This window comes from Mucilaginibacter xinganensis, assembly GCF_002257585.1.
GTDB classification, from domain to species: domain Bacteria; phylum Bacteroidota; class Bacteroidia; order Sphingobacteriales; family Sphingobacteriaceae; genus Mucilaginibacter; species Mucilaginibacter xinganensis.
The window spans coordinates 2862235-2878264 of sequence record NZ_CP022743.1; the positions used below are offsets into that span (position 1 = coordinate 2862235).

The following is a 16030-nucleotide window of genomic DNA, read 5'->3' on the forward strand; positions in this document are numbered from 1 at the left end:
ATTATTATGAACCAGATGTTGAAGATTTTACTGTTGGAGGATATTGTCACAGATGCAGAATTAGTGGGTGTTGAGCTTAGAAGAGCTAATATATTATTTGATTTACAGGTAGTTGATAAAAGGCAAGATTATATAGATGCAATTGGTGAATACGCCCCTGATGTTATTTTATCAGACCACTCGCTGCCTTCTTTTAATTCATTGGAAGCGTTAACAATTTTGAAAGAAAGTGGTTTGAATGTTCCTTTTATACTGGTTACGGGGACCGCATCTGAAGAGTTTGCAGTAAATATAATGAAAGCCGGTGCTGCTGATTATATATTTAAAGACAGGTTGCAGCGTTTGCCGAATGCAGTATTAAATGCAATTGAAAAGTTTGAGTTACAGGCCGAAAGTGAGCGTGCATTCAGGGAGTTAAGCTTGTTATTTAACACGATTGATGAGGTGTTCTTTTCGAGGGACATGATCAATTCAAAGTTGTTGCAAATCTCGCCGGCATGTGAGAAAATATTAGGTTATCATTCATCCGAACTTTTGGTAAACCCGGAATTGTGGAACCAAATCATCTATCCCCCGGATAGGCATATTTGGGAAGAAAATTATGAGCGGCTACGGGATTTTGAAACGGTAATTTGCCAGTACCGGATAACGCGTAAAGACCAACAGGTACGTTGGCTGGAAAGTAAAATAATCCCGGAGCGAAACGCTGAAGCCACTCTTTATAAAATTTACGGTGTAACCCGTGATATCACCGCGCGAAAGAATGATGAAGAAGTAATTGAACGTAATCATCAGCAATTACTCGAAGCATCGGCCACACAGACAGCTATATTAAATGCGCTACCGCCTAATATCGTTTTACTTAATGAAAATGGAAAGATTATTACAGTAAATGAGTCATGGCGGAAGTTCGCAATCTTAAATAATTTGGGATTGCCAAATTACGGCATAGGGTACAACTATTTGGCTATTTCGGAGAATGCAATAGGTATTGATAAAAAACAGGGGCCTGTTATTGCAAAAGGAATCAAAGATGTTTTGAAGGGGAAAAAGAATGAGTTTTCATTAGAATATGAGTGTCATTCACCAAGCCAAAAAAAGTATTTCCAGTTGATCGTTGCACCTATAAAGGATCATACTTTAAAGGGCGTTGTCGTTTTACATATTGATATCACAGATCGTAAACAGGCTGAATTGTCTTTGCTTAGATCAGAAGATAACCTGAGGTCGGTTTTTGAGAATACCGACCTTGGCGTAGTACTGTTTGATGATGATTTGAAAATAGTGTCGGCAAATACAAATGCCCACGATTTGGCCTTAACAAACTTCGGAAAAAAAATAAAAACAGGTAGCACGGCATTTAACTACTTTCCAAAAGCTCGCAAATCATTTATTGAAGGGGTGATTGAGCGCGTTAATAATAATGAAACGGTTTTTTATGAAACTGTTTATGAGATAAAAGATGGCAGCAAGGAATGGTTTGATGTGAAATGGGCGGGCCTGGATAATAAGAAAATGGAAACCAGTGGGATCATTTTAACACTAAGGAATATTACGGAAAAGAAAAATGCGGAGATAGAGCGTGAAAAAATTACTGCTGAGTTAATACGGCGTAATCAGGATTTGGAACAGTTTACCTATATTATTTCACACAACTTAAGGTCGCATGTTGCCAATATTAAAGGATTATCGGGCTTGCTCAATTGCTTTGAATATGAGGATGCAGAGTGTAGTGAAACGATGATGGCCCTTACCAATTCAGTAAATAATCTTGACAAAGTTATTATTGATCTTAACCAGATTTTACAGACGGGTAAACAGGTAAATGATAAAAACGAATGGGTGTCATTACCTTCAATTTGCGAAGAAATTAAATCAGAGCTTCAATCAGTTATCGTCGGTAACAATGCCACCATAAACTGTGATTTCTCAATTGTTAATCAATTATTTACATTGAAAGGTTATCTGTATAGCATTTTTCAGAATTTGATAGTGAATAGTATAAAATATAGAAAACTTGAAAGTTACCCTGTAATTAATATAAATTCTGAATTAAAAGGAGATAAGGCAATTATTCGTTTTAAAGATAATGGAAAGGGTATTGACCTTTCAAGGCATGGAGAGCAACTATTTGGGTTGTATAAACGATTTGATCATACAGTTGAAGGAAAAGGAATGGGATTGTTTATGGTTAAAATGCAGGTTGAAAGTATAGGGGGGACAATTAGCGTTAAAAGCGAGTTAGGTAGGGGAACCGAATTTAAAATAGAACTTTTGACCGGACCCGATAACGGGGATTTGAAGGTTGCTGACCCATCCGAAGCGTTTAATATATAGAGGTCCTCAAAAATCGGATGAATTAAAGATCGCTATATTTGAAAAGAATAGGCTACGAAATGTTCATGGTGAGATAGTGAAATTGGGACGCCTGAATCAATAGAATCTTTTAACAGGATAGGGCAGCCCTGCTCATTTTTTGCTACTTTGAAATTGACGTTTTTGTAAAGCTGTTTTAACTTATTAAGCAAAAACAGCCTTACCTCGTTCGATTGGCTCTCAGGTTCGGAATTGCTGATCAATTTTATACCCCAATGCACTTTTTGAAAGCTTTGCAGGTTGTTGACAACTGTGCTGATCACTTCATTATACAGTAATGAGCTTGTGTAAAGCGTATGGGGACCTATGGTAATTTGTCCCTTTATACAGGGGCACTTTTCAAACCCTTTTGCTTCAATAAATACTCCGGTAAAGTTTTCTACAGCATAATCAACGGGCAGTCGTAATTCTTTAACCACAAACTTTATGGGTGTAAAAATGAGGCTTGGCTGATCTCGTTGCAGGAATTTATAAGCAGACTCTTTTATCGACCACAGCAGCCACACAAAATTTTCAAAGGATATTCCGGCTAAACCAAACTCGTTATACAGGGGATTTTCTGATGGAGAAAGTATTTTGGAGTAAAATTTATATTGATTGGAACGGGTAATGTTTATTGCTTTTACTGATACAACATCGTTACCCGCACTCATTATGCTTTTTGGTTGAGTTTTTCGCTAATTACATCAATGCAGGTACCAACGTTTACCATTTTATCCGCGGAGTCATAGTCAATTTCAATATCATATTTAGCCTCTGCATCTATAATTATATCTACAAGATTTGCGGAATTGATTTTTAAATCTTTTATGAGATCAGTATGGTCATCAATACTTGCAAGCATTTCTTTGTTGGTAGTATAAGGAGAAATAACTTTTTTGAGCTCACTTAAAATTTCTGGTCTTGTCATTTTATTTTTCGTATTTACTTAGTATTAAACAGGCATTAACATCGCCAAAACCGAAGTTTGCTTTTGCTACAATGTTAACTTCTTTTTTTATCATTTTTACAGGTAGTTTATCTAAACTTACCAGGTTTGTTATTTCGGGGTTTGGATCTTCAAAATTGATATTAGGATGTACAAACCCATGTACTATCTGCAATATCGATGCCACAGTTTCAATTGAGCCGGCAGCACTAAGGGAATGCCCAATCATTGATTTTAATGAATTGGTAAGCGGAAAATTATCCCCTGTTCGGTCAAGAGCCCGGCTCCAGGTTTGAATCTCCTGCCTGTCGGCATTGGTGGCGGTTAAGTGACCGCTGATCAGATCAATTTGATCAGCCGTTATTTTTGAATTAACCATTGCTTCATCAATACAGCGTTTAACGCCGGTTACATTGGCAGCAGTCATGGTTCCACCTTGCCGTTGCCCGCCCGAATTGGTTGAGCCACCCAAAACTTCCGCATAAATATGCGCACCACGTTCAAGGGCAAAATCTAAATCTTCCAGCACCAGTGCTCCCGCTCCCGAACCAGGTACAAAACCGCCTGCGGTTATGCTCATCGGCCTTGATGCTTTTTCGGGATGGTCATTGAACTTACGGGATAATACCCGCATAGAATCAAAAGCACCATAAACGTAGGTGTCAACATGTTCGGCACTGCCAACCAGCATACGCTTAGCGTAGCCATGCTTTACGTACTCATAACCCATTAAAATAGCTTGTGTTCCGGTAGCACAAGCGGCTGAATTGGTGATAACTTTGTTGCCAAGGCCTAACCGGCCCGCAATGTATGATGTAACGCCGCTGTTCATGGCCTGTTCAACCACACGTGAACCCAATTTTTTCGCTTCTTTATTATCAACTCTGCTGATCACATTTTTCATGGCCTCGGTATCGGCAATACTGTTGCCAAATATGCAACCTGTTTCCCAGCGCGGTTCGTCCGTTTCGTAACCCATTCCTGAATCTGCCCATGCATCCATGGCTGCGGCAAGGCCATAACCAATATTAGTCCCTTTTAAGCCATGATAGGTTACTTCTGAAATATAGTTTTTTAAGCTTTCCCAGTTAAAAGCTGGCATACCTGCAACCTGGCAGCTAAAATTAAGCTCTTGGTAACGTGGCATGAATTTTATGCCCGAAATGCCATTTTGGATCGCATGTAAAAAAGCCGGGATTCCAATACCGTTTGGCGCAACAACGCCCATTCCCGTAACCACAACACGCTTACTCATTTTTTAAGATCAATATTTTTTATGATGCCTGAAAACATTCCACTTGCTACAATCTCATTTCCACTGTCGGTCATTTCAACATAGCATTTCAGCTTCCCGAAACGAAAATATTGTTTTTTTGAAACTACGGTAACTTTTTGTCCGGGCAGCACCATTTTGAAAAACGATACGTCGGTTGATGTTAGCAACGGAAATAACGAATCATCATCATTAAAATTCAAATCGGTTTCTTTTAATATCAAAAATATCCCTAAAACTACCAGTCCTATCTGTGCCATAATTTCTGTGATAATAACGCCCGGTGTCACAGGGTTGCCGGCAAAGTGATCTTCGTAAAAAAAAGAGTCCTGCTTTAACGTGTATTCCCCTTTTACTTCATTTTCATTAAGTAACGATATGTTATCTACAAAACGGAAAGACGATTTATATGGTAAATGGTTTAATATATGATTATTCATAGAAGTGTTTAAAGTAATATTACAGGCAGTGTTCTCCGCCATCTACATGAATAATTGAGCCATTTATCCAAAAAGACTCATCTGTACATAGCAGGTAGATAACACCGGCGACGTCTTCTGGTTTTGTCAATCTCCCTAAAGGGTTTCTTTTTACACCTATTTCCAGTAATTTTTCACTTCCGGGGATCATTTTTAAGGAAGCGGTTTCGGTTACGCCGGCTTGTATTACGTTGGTTTTTAAGCCATAGGTACTGAATTCAACAGCCATGTATTTTGCCAGGCTTTCCAGCGAAGCCTTGGCAATGGATACCGCCGCGTAGCTATCCCAATATTTATGAGCACCTTCACTTGTAAGGCCAATTATCCTTCCGTCGGTATTAAAAAGATCAGCTTTTAGCAGCGATCTTGTCCAGTCGAGCAGGCTGTTTGACATAGCATAGGTAGTAAGTTGTATGTCTTCTATCGAAAGTGTGTTATATTCACCATCTTCTACATTATTTTTGATGGTTAAGGGTTTTAAGTTGCCCCGTGCTATGCTGTGAAGCAAAACCTTAACACTTTTTTTCCCAGCAAAAGCTGCGAAGTTATTTATAAAGGAAGCTCTCGCATCGGCGTCAAGTGCGTTGATGTTGAACGGTAATATTTTCCCTGTGTTTGCTGCTTCAATTTTTGCCAGGGATTCTTTAAGGGCCTTATCTGACGATTTATTTTCGCGATAAATTACTGCTATGTTCATCCCATGCAGGGCAAGCCTTTCAACAGCTGCGTAGCCAAATCCGCTCGATCCGCCAAGTATAACCGCCCATAAATCTTTAAATTGTAAATTTTTATCCATTAAAACCCCTTTAAACCTTTGCAGCTTTAACCTGTCTTTTCAGTGTTATTTTAACTTATAAACACTGTTTACACCTGATTGCAGCCTCAAAGTAAGTGAAAATACCTTAAATTTAACGTATGCCTCACATATATTATAACAATTACGGTGAATATGTGTTAGATGGGAGTATAACAATTACGGTGCAATTTGTTAAATATTTAAATTTGTTTACAGAGGTTGCTGAGAATTTATATTTAATTATGTTTGATAGTTATGAAAATGAATAATAAGTTGGTGATACTTACATTTTTTCTGTTGACCTGCGGGTTTACTAAAGTAGTTTTGGCACAGCAGAAATTTGAAAAGGCTGTTTTTTACAGCGTTATGGCTTCCGGCGACCTGGAATCCATAAATAATCAGATAGAAACTGTTAAGGTTTCTTCGTCTCCAAATAAAGAAGGTTATGAAGGAGCATTATTGATGCGGAAGGCAGATAAAGTATCGGGTGCCGCAAAAAAATTAAAATATTTTAAACAAGGGCGCATCCAACTTGAAACCGCCCTGCTTTCAGATAATGAAAATACTGAATATCACTTTCTTCGGCTTGCCATTGAGGAACATGCACCAAAAATTGTTAAATATCACAGCGATATACAAAATGACAAGTTGATAATTCAAAAGAATTTCAAGAGCCTTCCCCAATCGGTTCAAAAAGCAATTATTGATTATTGTAAAAACTCAAAAGTATTACATGCTGAAGATTTTTAGTCCCGCTCAGGAGATAGTTTTTAACTTTGTGCGGAAATGAACAAACGGGTACTAGCTATTTACTACACACAGTCGGGGCAGATGGGGGAAATCATTGACGCATTTACAGCGCCATTAACAGAAGCGGGAGTATCGGTAGAAACATCCAGGATAAAGCTGGTTGCCAATTATGATTTCCCATGGACAGGAAAACGCTTTTTTTCGGTAATGCCATCGTGTGTTTTAGGAATTCCGGAGCCCTTGGAGCCTTTAAACCTGAAAGAAGTAAAATATGACCTGGTGATTTTAGGATACCAGCCCTGGTTTTTATCACCCAGTATTCCGAGTAATTCCTTATTGCAGAGTGAAGAATTTAAGGCAGTAATAAAGGAGACCCCGGTAATAACGATAAGTGCAGGGCGTAACATGTGGATCAACTCCTATGTTCGGGTACGGAATATGATTAAAGATTCCGGTGCCAAGTTGGTGGGCAACATCGCGTTGCTGGACAAGCATCCTAATCCTATAAGTTTTGTAACCATTTTTTATTGGATGCTGACCGGGAAAAAGGAGCGGTACCTGAATATTTTTCCTAAGCCGGGTGTTTCTGAACAGGACATTGCCGCAACTGCTGAGTTTGGACGAACGGTAACAGACCATCTTAAAACCAATAATTGGGAAACACTGCAGGATGAACTCATCAAACAAAAAGCTGTTGAAATTAATTATAAGCTGATGTTTATTGAGGCAAGAGCAAAACCAATATTTAAAGTTTGGGCAATGTTTATTGCGAAACGTAAAAATAGGGACCTATGGCTTTCGGCATTTAAATATTATCTTTTTGTCGCCTTATTTTTGGGCGCGCCGGTTTTACTTACACTGGATGCAATATTTTTAAAACCTTTTTCGTCAAAACGGATTAAACGAAATAAATTAAAATACTTACAAGTTACAAATTAAGAAACTTAACATGTCTGATACTAAAGTTTATATCAATCATACCGCAGCATTTTTTCCAAATGAGCCTGTTTCTAACGATGAAATGGAGCAATACCTGGGGTATATTGACAATAGGCCATCTAAATCAAAAAAGATCGTACTTCGCAACAACGGGATCGTTAACAGGTATTACGCTTTAACTAAAGACCGTAAATCAACACATACCAATGCACAGATGACAGCAGAAGCGGTAAGGGCTTTGTTTGATAATGATCCGGAAAAAATGAAGGGATTAGAGTTGCTTTCGTGCGGCACTTCATCGCCCGACCAAATGATGCCAAGCCATGGTGTAATGACACATGGGTGGATTCCTGAAATTGGAGGGGTAGAGGTGGTTTCACCGTCGGGTGTTTGCTGCGCCGGCATGCACGCGCTTAAATATGCTTACCTGGCTATCAAATCAGGAGAGGTGAAAAAAGCTGTAGCTACAGGTTCCGAAAGATTTTCGGGCTTGCTGGTTTCTGAGGTTTTTGAGGAAGAAGCACAAAAGCTGAAAGACATGGAAGAGAACCCTTTCATTGCTTTTCAAAAGGATTTTTTACGCTGGATGTTGTCTGACGGTGCATCGGCTTTTTTATTAACCGATAAGCCAAATGAAGAAGGGCTATCGCTTCGCATAGAGTGGATTGAGGGGGTTAGTTATGCCAATGAAATGGCTACCTGTATGTATATGGGGGGTGATAAACAGGAAGATGGCACCTTAAAAGGCTTTATGGATTATTCGCCCGAAGAGATCATGACCAAATCAATCTTCAGTGTAAAACAGGATATTAGTTTATTAAGCGATAATATAGTGCCGCTTGGGGGAAGAAAGATAAAAGAGATCTTTGAAAAGAAAGGGCTTGGCGTTGATGATATAGACTACTTTTTACCACATATCAGCAGCAATTTCTTTAAGAGTAAGATCTATGATATGATTGAGGAATACGGTGGCGGTATCCCGTACGAAAAATGGTTTATAAATCTTTATACGGTAGGCAACGTGGGGGCAGCATCAATTTACCTGATGATAAATGAGTTGTTTAATAGTGGGAGGTTGAAAAAAGGTGAAAAAATACTATTGCTGGTTCCGGAAAGCGCGCGTTTTTCGTATATGTATGCAATGCTTACCGTTTGCTAATAAATAATGAAGAAGGATGATGTGCCACAAGATCTTAGCTCGCTTGGTAAAATAACCAAAGAGGTATGCTATGCAACTGACAGTAACGGTAAATATGTTACTGAGCTCAGTAGCGGCTGGGATGTTAAGATAACTGCTCTTGATACTGCCTGGGGGGATATCGAAAAACGAATAGCCTCGGCAAAGCAGCAGGTGCTGGAAAAAAAAGCAAGTCCGCTTTTATTTTTTATGGAATACAGGCTGATGGATATCGGTATTTTAGCCGGCTATACCGGTTTTTGGAAATGGCAGATCAAGCGGCACATGAAGCCTGAAGTGTTTAGCAGCTTATCAGAAAAAAAATTAGAAAAATACGCCGAGGCGTTTAACATACAGGTGAACGACCTTAAAAATATGACCGTGCATGGAGATTGATTTTGAACATCGTCAGGCGGCACATTGTGAATCGGGTGTAACCACCAACTTATTATGGAATGCATCTGGCGGTAAAATAACCGAGCCGCTTGCGTTTGGGATAGGAGCAGGCTTGTTTTTTGCCTATATCCCGTTTATAAAGGTTAATAATGGCCCTGCTATTGCTTTCCGCACTATGCCGGGGCATATATTCAGCCGTACCTGCAAATCATTAAATATACCAGTTGTAAGACAGAAATTTAGCTCGAAGGAGAAAGCCCAATTATTTTTAGATGAATGCCTCGATAAAAGGAAACCGGTTGGGTGCCAGGTAGGGGTTTATTACCTGCCTTATTTCCCGAAAGAATACCGTTTTCACTTTAATGCCCATAACCTGGTAGTTTACGGAAAAGAGGGGGACAATTATTTGGTAAGTGACCCCATAATGGAGGGTACAAACGTTTTAAGTAGTTATGAACTTGAACGGGTGCGGTTTGCAAAAGGAGCGCTCTCGCCTAAGGGCCATATTTATTATCCGGGACAGGTTAGTGCTATTTCTGATGAGCAGATAAAGCAGGCCATTAAAAGCGGAATTAAAAAGAATGTTTTTAACATGTTGCATATTCCGGGCAGCTTTGCAGGCGTCAGCGGAATCAAAAACACCGGTAATAAGATAAAAAAGTGGCGTGATAAGCTTGGGCTGGAAAAATCAGGACTGTACCTGGCGCAAATGGTGCGGATGCAGGAAGAAATAGGTACCGGTGGGGGCGGCTTCCGTTACATATACGGCGCTTTTTTACAGGAGTCGGATATTTACCTGCCGGGAAACCAATTGGGCGAAATTTCCGGCATATTCACTAAAGCGGGTGATATGTGGCGTACAGCAGCCGTACATGCAGCCGGAATTTATAAAGGAAGGCTCGGCAGCCAGAACGATTTTAATATTATGGGCGATTACCTGCTTGAAATTGCTGCGGTAGAAAAAGCCGCATTTGAAACTTTAAAGAAAATAAAATGGCAGTAACACTACCGTTGGCCCTGGACGTGGAGCACATGGGGTTCAGGTATCCCGGAAACTCCGAAGTATCGTTTTCAAATCTCAATTTAAAAATAACCAAAGGTGAACGCTTTGGCTTATTCGGGCCAAATGGTGCAGGAAAAACTACTTTGATAAGTTTGATGACAGGATTGCTTACCGCAGATGAAGGACATATTAAACTTTTAGGGCACGAGGTAGGCAAACAAAATAGTGAGGTGAATAAATTGTTTGGGTTTGTTCCGCAGGACTTTTCTTTTTACCAGGAGCTGAGTCCTGTTGAAAACCTTGAGTTTTTTGGCGCCTGGAGCGGGCTGGACAAACCGACAATTAAGCAGAGAACAGATGAGCTTTTAACCATTTTGGGGTTGGATGATGTGCGCAATAAACAAGTGGAGAGATTTTCGGGAGGGATGAAACGCCGCGTAAATCTTGCTATAGGCGTTATTCATAAACCACAAGTAATATTTTTAGATGAACCCACCGTAGGCGTTGATGTACAAACCCGCCATGCTATAATTGATTACCTGATGGAATTAAATAAGAGTGGTACCACGCTGGTTTATACATCGCACCAGTTAAGCGAAGCAGAGGGGCTATGCGAACAGGTAGCATTGATTGATGGCGGGAAAATAATTGCACAGGACAACCTGGATAAATTATTAAAAGACCATAAACAGGAAAGCCTGGAAACAATGTTTTTGAACTTAACAGGAAAGGATATCAGGAACTGATGTTTAAACTAAAAGCCACTATATTAAAAGATCTGAGGATCCTGCGGCGCGACAAAGTGGGTATGTCGCTGATGTTTGTTATGCCAATAATGCTCGTAATTATTGTTACCAGTATTCAAAACAGCACATTTCAGTTAGTTAATAAAAACAGGTTGTCCATTGTTATTAATAACAACGACACCGGGCAGGCAAGTAAGCAACTGATAACGGCTATTAACAAAATAGGGTTATTTAAAGTTTCACAGGTATCAGGCGACCAAAGTGAAAAGCTAATGACGGAGGTGATGCATCAAAAAGATGCCGTACTGGGGGTAATTATACCGGGCAATTTTTCAGTAAAAGTTGCGGCAAAATCAAAAAGTGTGGCAGGTAAAGCTTTAACCAGCTTTGGCTTGCAGGGCGACACCGCAAAGAACGTTGGCGATGTTGACCCGCTTACTATTTACTACAACCCCATTTTACAGGAATCTATAAGATTCTCTGTGCAGGGTGCTATCCGAAGTGCTTTGCAGCTGGTGGAAAGCCGTGAAACTTTACGGAGCCTCTATTTTTCAATTAATGAAAAACCGCTGCCTCAGAGCCTCGAAAACGAGATGCTAAGCAATAAAACAGCTATCAATGAGATTCCGGTAAGTAAAGATGGTACCCGCAGCACACCCAACGCAACCCAACACAATGTACCGGCATGGACAATTTTTGCTATGTTTTTTATTATCATGTCGTTAGGCGGGAGCGTGGTGAGGGAAAAAGTAAGCGGTAGTTTTATCCGACTTAAAACACTGCCTACCAATTATTTAGTGGGTTTACTTTCCAAGCAGATTACCTACCTGGTGGTTACCATGCTGCAGGCTGCGGTTATATTTTCAATCGGGATCTGGTTATTCCCATTTTTTGGTTTGCCGGCGCTTAATTTACCTGCTGACATCCTGGCCGTTGTTATTGTTACGATAGTTTGTGGCTGGTGTGCGGTTAGCTATGCTATTTGTGTAGGCGTATTTGCCAACACGCAGGAGCAGGCAAATGGTTTTGGGGCGGTATCTATAGTTATACTTGCCAGCATTGGCGGCTTAATGGTGCCAAGCTTTGCTATGCAGGGATTTTTTAAATCGGCGGCTGATATCTCGCCCATGCATTGGTGCCTGCAAGCTTATTACACGCTATTTCTTGAGGGAGGAAAGCTCAAAGATGTTGTAAACAATATTATCCCTTTATTTATTATTACGCTATTACTACAAGCAGTAACCTTTATTGCTTTAAAACGAAAGAATTTAATATAATTGTCCTAATGGAAACCACGGAACTAAAAGAACAACTAAAACGCCAGATTATACAATTTTTAAACCTTACCGATCTTACCCCGGTTGATATAAAGGACGATGAACCTTTATTCGGCGATGGTTTGGGTTTGGATTCTATCGATTCACTTGAGTTGATCGTGTTGATGAAGAAAGAGTATGGGATTGATATAAGAGACCCCAGAGAAGGGCGGAAAGTGCTGGTGGATGTTGCAACAATGGCTGATTATATACAAGAGCATAGTAAGAAATAATTTTTTTCTCATGTACCTGCGTATGCCGCTGCGCCGCGCTGTTGTATAATTATTTAAGTAACGTGAGTTCGACATAAGCAAAAGGAGTCTTAACATCTAAACCTCGATATAACCGTGTGCAGACGTAGTTTTAGATGAGGCAAGTTGTGTATTCACCTTGTATAGCGCGTTCCATTTTTGCATACGGAACACCCGGAACGCAGTGAAACATGCTGATTATCAGTTTGTTTGCTTTTTATCAAGGAGTAAAAATATGTAAGTAACTGATAGTGAATATGTTTCATCAATATTTATACCGAATTCAGTTAAATACCAAACGGAGCATTGGTGTTTTGGATAATTTTTAGCTTACAGGGATCAGGTATTGTTAATGGCAACAGCTGTAGCGGCGCATTTGAAATATACAATATCAACGTTACTTATTTTTCCTGTAAAACTGATGCCATCCTCAATTGATTTATATGAAATTTCCAATTGCACCGAAGTGGTTTTTAAAGGATCAATCATGGCAATAAACTTCAGGTTTGCTGCTTTTTTTATTTGAAGCGACTGGCCGAATGCACTTTCCAGCACCTCTTTAACAATTTGAAGCATACAGGCACCAGGCACCACCGGCTGGCCCGGGAAGTGGCCTTTAAATATAGAGCTGGTTGCGTTGATGAAAAGGCTTGCTTTAATTAAAGCATCGGAATAATCCAATTTGTCAATCCTAAAGATCTCATCATTTACAGTTTCCATCGCGAAGATTTAAATAGCCGATACCAGCATTAATGAATGATATTTATTCTGGTAATGATTATGGATCAGTATTTTTTTAGGAACCGGTACAGTTAAGCTGTTTTCTAAAACCGCTTCCGGTACAACTCCATTTTTTATAATGTTTGCAGCCAGCCACAAAGCAAAAGATGATGCCACAGTGTACTCTCCGCAAAGGTGTTTAAAATTTGCTATAGCCTTGTTTTTGAATACGGACTTACTCAGATCTTTGAATATCTTATCATTTAATATGTCGCCGTTTTTGCCGGTGATCACCAAATCAATTTCATCTACAGAAACGGAATTGCTTTCTAAAAAAGCAGCGATTCGTTTTTCTATATCGGCAGTATCTTTTGGCTTATAAAAAGTATTAAGGGCCGTTAATTCAGCCAGGCTACCGGGTGAAGGTCTGTGAGTTAGAAGGAAAAATGCTGCGCCTTCTCCGCCTATAGTTCCTTTTGCTTCTGTTTTAAAAAGCGAACGATTGGAAACAGGCTGACGCCGGTATAAACCAAGGCGGGTTAAAACAATAAAGCTGGTATCAACCATTTCTTCGGTGCCGCCAACCAGTATATTATCGGCTTCCTGCTCTTGCAGCAGCATTACGGCGTCAAATAACGCGCTCTCGAAAGATATGCCTTTATGTACAAAGGTATTGTTATAAGCATGGCATTTCAGCATCAATGCAATTTGTGCTGCAACAGTATTGTGTGTAGATTGAATGAACGCGGTTGGGGGAAGCAGTTCTTCATTCTGCTCCACTATCCGTGTTAAAAAGGTAACAGTATCTTCCATACAGCCAAATGCGGTACCGGTAATAATTGCGCCGGGCATTTCTGTATCACCATTTTTTAAGCATTTTTTTGCAGCTGCAACTCCCATTTTTATTACGCGGCTCATCCTGCGGATTTGCTTCGGATCAATAAACTCTTTATAATCCGGTTCCACCGGCTTTAACCGGGTGGTAGTGTATTCGATAACATCCGATAACAAATCAGTGCTGTCGAAGGTTTTTTGCGCAGATATACAGGCTGATGAGCGGATATATACTTTCATATCAGATCTTCGAAAATATTAAAGATGTACAATTGCCACCGAAGCCAAACGAATTTGACATTACGTGTTTGATGTCCCGGTCCTTTTGGAATTTCTTTTCGGGTTCAAATGGAAAGCCGCTCATGCGGGTTTCAAACCTGAGATTCGGATAAATAAGGCCATGTTTAATAGCCAGGGCCGAAAATACAGCTTCTATACCGCCGCTGGCACCCAGGGTATGGCCGGTAAATGATTTGGTTGAACTCATTGGCGGGTATTCCGGATCAAATAGTCTTTTTACTGCTGTTCCTTCCGCGCTGTCGTTATTAGGCGTACCTGTTCCGTGCAGGTTGATATAATCGATATCCGACGGCTGTAATCCACTTTTTTCCAGCGCTTTTTTCATGGCCAGGTAAGAGCCTGTTCCATCAGGCGAGGACGCTGTTTGATGATAAGCGTCATTGCTGTTATTATAGCCACTCAGGGTACAATACGCGGGTTTAGTTAATGTTTTTCCTACCTTTTCTGACACCAATACCAAATAGCCTGCGCCTTCGCCAAGGTTTAATCCTTCGCGATGCTCATCAAATGGTTTGCAAAATTCATCGTCGAGAATCATCAGTGTATTAAATCCATTAAGCGTAAATTTTGTAATAGCATCGGCTCCGCCGGCTACCACTACATCCACCACATCATTTCTGATGAGCCTTGCGCCATAGAAAATAGCATTTGCAGATGAAGAACAGGCTGTGCTAATGGTAGTCATGAAATCGGTTATACCCAACTGATCGGCCACTATTTCTGTCATGCTGCCGCACTCGTGATCAAATACATTTTTTAACTTACCTTTTGTATTATCAGCCAGGAACTTCACAAAAAAGTCCTCGCTTCTGTCCATTCCACCAACTGTGTTTGCAGAAACAAACCCAACCCTTAATTTATCAAGCCCGGGAATCGCAGCATCAGCGATGGCCTCTTTTGCAGCCACCAGGCTTAATAACGCTGTGCGGCCATTGTGAGTTGCTAACCCGGTTTGGGCTATCAGTTCGTCGTCTGTCAATTTTACCTCGGCCACAGGGCGTGTATGCTGGTGTATGGTATCAAACAAAGTGATCTCAGCCATGCCAGCTTCTCCGCGTTCAAATGACGCAAGGTGTTCAGTAACATTATTTCCAATCGCTGAAATTACGCCCACACCTGCAATAAAAACTGATTGATCCATATTAATTATTAAAAACGAGGTTCATATTGTCTTCGGAGAACAACAGCACATTTTCTCCTTTTGTCTTTTCGACCAAAAAAAGGGCCGATTTATAATCCGCTTCCAGCACATCAACCCAACCGCAAATACATACTTTTAAAATCTGCTCATCCAGCAGGTAATTTACTTGCTGTGTTATGAATTTAGCGTCAAAAGTTTCCTGTATAAAAAAAGCATGCTCACCTTTGAAATGGTTCCGGATACAAATTTCGCCTATCACGATGTTGGGCAGTGTGTAAACAAACAACGAAGGGCTGGCAATATCTTTTATTGTTTCAAAATACTTCAGGTCGTTATCAAGGCTTGAATTGGCATTCACCAAAACTACACCTATTTCTTCAGGTTGATAATTTTCTTTTTCAAAACCGTTCTGCAGTAATATTTCAGATGTGAGCCATCCCAGTTTGCTCAGGTTATCCATCTTATAAAATTTGGGATAGTTGAACTGAAAATGCTGGTAAACAGAAAGCAGAAACGCAGGCAGATCGGCACCGTGATTTTCAAACAGTTTTTTACTGTTTAAATACACCGTGTTTTTGCTGATCGTGCAGGCGGATGATATATAA

18 protein-coding genes are annotated in these 16030 nt (G+C 40.1%); 9 read left to right on the top strand and 9 right to left on the bottom strand.

Going from position 1 to position 16030, the window contains the following annotated elements:
* Positions 1-6: 6 nt before the first annotated feature.
* Positions 7-2337 (top strand): PAS domain S-box protein, encoded by a 2331-nt coding sequence (locus tag MuYL_RS12585; RefSeq protein WP_094570913.1) that lies wholly within the window; start codon positions 7-9, stop codon positions 2335-2337.
* Between the two features lie 32 nt (positions 2338-2369).
* On the opposite strand, the gene MuYL_RS12590 is transcribed toward MuYL_RS12585, so the two are convergent.
* From MuYL_RS12590 to MuYL_RS12610, 5 genes are read right to left on the bottom strand one after another with little or no spacing between them, the layout of a single operon-like run.
* On the bottom strand, positions 2370-3029 hold the full coding sequence (locus MuYL_RS12590) for a holo-ACP synthase (protein ID WP_094570914.1): 660 nt from the start codon (positions 3027-3029) through the stop codon (positions 2370-2372).
* Positions 3029-3286, bottom strand: coding sequence for an acyl carrier protein (locus MuYL_RS12595; protein WP_094570915.1), 258 nt, complete (start codon positions 3284-3286; stop codon positions 3029-3031). The genes MuYL_RS12590 and MuYL_RS12595 overlap by 1 nt, the downstream gene beginning before the upstream one ends.
* Before the next feature lies 1 nt (position 3287).
* Positions 3288-4559 carry a beta-ketoacyl-[acyl-carrier-protein] synthase family protein gene (locus tag MuYL_RS12600; RefSeq protein ID WP_094570916.1) on the bottom strand — a complete coding sequence of 424 codons (1272 nt, stop codon included), beginning with the start codon at positions 4557-4559 and terminating at the stop codon, positions 3288-3290.
* Positions 4556-5017, bottom strand: coding sequence for a 3-hydroxyacyl-ACP dehydratase FabZ family protein (locus MuYL_RS12605; RefSeq protein ID WP_094570917.1), 462 nt, complete (start codon positions 5015-5017; stop codon positions 4556-4558). The genes MuYL_RS12600 and MuYL_RS12605 overlap by 4 nt, the downstream gene beginning before the upstream one ends.
* Positions 5018-5036: 19 nt before the next feature.
* Positions 5037-5852: an SDR family oxidoreductase gene (locus tag MuYL_RS12610; protein ID WP_094570918.1), complete on the bottom strand. Its 816-nt coding sequence runs from the start codon at positions 5850-5852 to the stop codon at positions 5037-5039.
* Positions 5853-6107: 255 nt separating this feature from the next.
* On the opposite strand from MuYL_RS12610, the gene MuYL_RS12615 reads away from it, so the two are divergent.
* Genes MuYL_RS12615 through MuYL_RS12650 form a run of 8 tightly spaced genes read left to right on the top strand, consistent with a single transcriptional unit; the run spans position 6108 to position 12412 of the window.
* Entirely contained in the window at positions 6108-6602 is a 495-nt protein-coding gene (locus tag MuYL_RS12615; protein WP_094570919.1) for a hypothetical protein, read from the top strand.
* A gap of 36 nt (positions 6603-6638) precedes the next feature.
* Positions 6639-7541, top strand: a complete 903-nt coding sequence (locus MuYL_RS12620) for a hypothetical protein (protein WP_094570920.1) — start codon at positions 6639-6641, stop codon at positions 7539-7541.
* A 10-nt stretch (positions 7542-7551) separates the two neighbouring features.
* Positions 7552-8700, top strand: coding sequence for a beta-ketoacyl-ACP synthase III (locus MuYL_RS12625; RefSeq protein WP_094570921.1), 1149 nt, complete (start codon positions 7552-7554; stop codon positions 8698-8700).
* A 6-nt stretch (positions 8701-8706) separates the two neighbouring features.
* The gene (locus tag MuYL_RS12630; RefSeq protein WP_094570922.1) at positions 8707-9114 is read left to right on the top strand and encodes a hypothetical protein; all 408 of its coding nucleotides are present in this window, start codon (positions 8707-8709) and stop codon (positions 9112-9114) included.
* Positions 9104-10117 carry a BtrH N-terminal domain-containing protein gene (locus MuYL_RS12635; protein ID WP_094570923.1) on the top strand — a complete coding sequence of 338 codons (1014 nt, stop codon included), beginning with the start codon at positions 9104-9106 and terminating at the stop codon, positions 10115-10117. The genes MuYL_RS12630 and MuYL_RS12635 overlap by 11 nt, the downstream gene beginning before the upstream one ends.
* Positions 10108-10863 (top strand): ABC transporter ATP-binding protein, encoded by a 756-nt coding sequence (locus MuYL_RS12640; protein WP_094570924.1) that lies wholly within the window; start codon positions 10108-10110, stop codon positions 10861-10863. Before MuYL_RS12635 ends, MuYL_RS12640 begins: the two co-directional genes overlap by 10 nt.
* Positions 10863-12140: an ABC transporter permease gene (locus tag MuYL_RS12645; protein WP_094570925.1), complete on the top strand. Its 1278-nt coding sequence runs from the start codon at positions 10863-10865 to the stop codon at positions 12138-12140. The genes MuYL_RS12640 and MuYL_RS12645 overlap by 1 nt, the downstream gene beginning before the upstream one ends.
* Before the next feature lie 8 nt (positions 12141-12148).
* Positions 12149-12412 (top strand): phosphopantetheine-binding protein, encoded by a 264-nt coding sequence (locus tag MuYL_RS12650; protein WP_094570926.1) that lies wholly within the window; start codon positions 12149-12151, stop codon positions 12410-12412.
* Between the two features lie 357 nt (positions 12413-12769).
* Here MuYL_RS12650 and MuYL_RS12655 read toward each other — a convergent pair whose 3' ends face one another.
* Genes MuYL_RS12655 through MuYL_RS12670 form a run of 4 tightly spaced genes read right to left on the bottom strand, consistent with a single transcriptional unit; the run spans position 12770 to position 15993 of the window.
* Positions 12770-13150 (bottom strand): hypothetical protein, encoded by a 381-nt coding sequence (locus tag MuYL_RS12655; RefSeq protein ID WP_094570927.1) that lies wholly within the window; start codon positions 13148-13150, stop codon positions 12770-12772.
* A 9-nt stretch (positions 13151-13159) separates the two neighbouring features.
* The gene (locus MuYL_RS12660; protein ID WP_094570928.1) at positions 13160-14224 is read right to left on the bottom strand and encodes a beta-ketoacyl synthase chain length factor; all 1065 of its coding nucleotides are present in this window, start codon (positions 14222-14224) and stop codon (positions 13160-13162) included.
* 1 nt (position 14225) lies between these two features.
* Positions 14226-15425 carry a beta-ketoacyl-[acyl-carrier-protein] synthase family protein gene (locus tag MuYL_RS12665; protein ID WP_094570929.1) on the bottom strand — a complete coding sequence of 400 codons (1200 nt, stop codon included), beginning with the start codon at positions 15423-15425 and terminating at the stop codon, positions 14226-14228.
* Position 15426: 1 nt separating this feature from the next.
* Complete coding sequence (locus MuYL_RS12670; RefSeq protein WP_157740828.1) at positions 15427-15993, bottom strand: hypothetical protein; 567 nt, start codon at positions 15991-15993, stop codon at positions 15427-15429.
* Positions 15994-16030: the final 37 nt, after the last annotated feature.

Bases quoted from the DNA above. Each gene is read 5' to 3' on its own strand.
- MuYL_RS12585 (WP_094570913.1), top strand. From the start codon at position 7: ATGAACCAGATGTTGAAGATTTTACTGTTGGAGGATATTGTCACAGAT.
- MuYL_RS12595 (WP_094570915.1), bottom strand. From the start codon at position 3,286: ATGACAAGACCAGAAATTTTAAGTGAGCTCAAAAAAGTTATTTCTCCT.
- MuYL_RS12665 (WP_094570929.1), bottom strand. From the start codon at position 15,425: ATGGATCAATCAGTTTTTATTGCAGGTGTGGGCGTAATTTCAGCGATT.
- MuYL_RS12625 (WP_094570921.1), top strand. From the start codon at position 7,552: ATGTCTGATACTAAAGTTTATATCAATCATACCGCAGCATTTTTTCCA.
- MuYL_RS12655 (WP_094570927.1), bottom strand. From the start codon at position 13,150: ATGGAAACTGTAAATGATGAGATCTTTAGGATTGACAAATTGGATTAT.
- MuYL_RS12635 (WP_094570923.1), top strand. From the start codon at position 9,104: ATGGAGATTGATTTTGAACATCGTCAGGCGGCACATTGTGAATCGGGT.
- MuYL_RS12660 (WP_094570928.1), bottom strand. From the start codon at position 14,224: ATGAAAGTATATATCCGCTCATCAGCCTGTATATCTGCGCAAAAAACC.
- MuYL_RS12650 (WP_094570926.1), top strand. From the start codon at position 12,149: ATGGAAACCACGGAACTAAAAGAACAACTAAAACGCCAGATTATACAA.
- MuYL_RS12610 (WP_094570918.1), bottom strand. From the start codon at position 5,852: ATGGATAAAAATTTACAATTTAAAGATTTATGGGCGGTTATACTTGGC.
- MuYL_RS12605 (WP_094570917.1), bottom strand. From the start codon at position 5,017: ATGAATAATCATATATTAAACCATTTACCATATAAATCGTCTTTCCGT.
- MuYL_RS12590 (WP_094570914.1), bottom strand. From the start codon at position 3,029: ATGAGTGCGGGTAACGATGTTGTATCAGTAAAAGCAATAAACATTACC.
- MuYL_RS12600 (WP_094570916.1), bottom strand. From the start codon at position 4,559: ATGAGTAAGCGTGTTGTGGTTACGGGAATGGGCGTTGTTGCGCCAAAC.
- MuYL_RS12620 (WP_094570920.1), top strand. From the start codon at position 6,639: ATGAACAAACGGGTACTAGCTATTTACTACACACAGTCGGGGCAGATG.
- MuYL_RS12640 (WP_094570924.1), top strand. From the start codon at position 10,108: ATGGCAGTAACACTACCGTTGGCCCTGGACGTGGAGCACATGGGGTTC.
- MuYL_RS12630 (WP_094570922.1), top strand. From the start codon at position 8,707: ATGAAGAAGGATGATGTGCCACAAGATCTTAGCTCGCTTGGTAAAATA.
- MuYL_RS12615 (WP_094570919.1), top strand. From the start codon at position 6,108: ATGAAAATGAATAATAAGTTGGTGATACTTACATTTTTTCTGTTGACC.
- MuYL_RS12645 (WP_094570925.1), top strand. From the start codon at position 10,863: ATGTTTAAACTAAAAGCCACTATATTAAAAGATCTGAGGATCCTGCGG.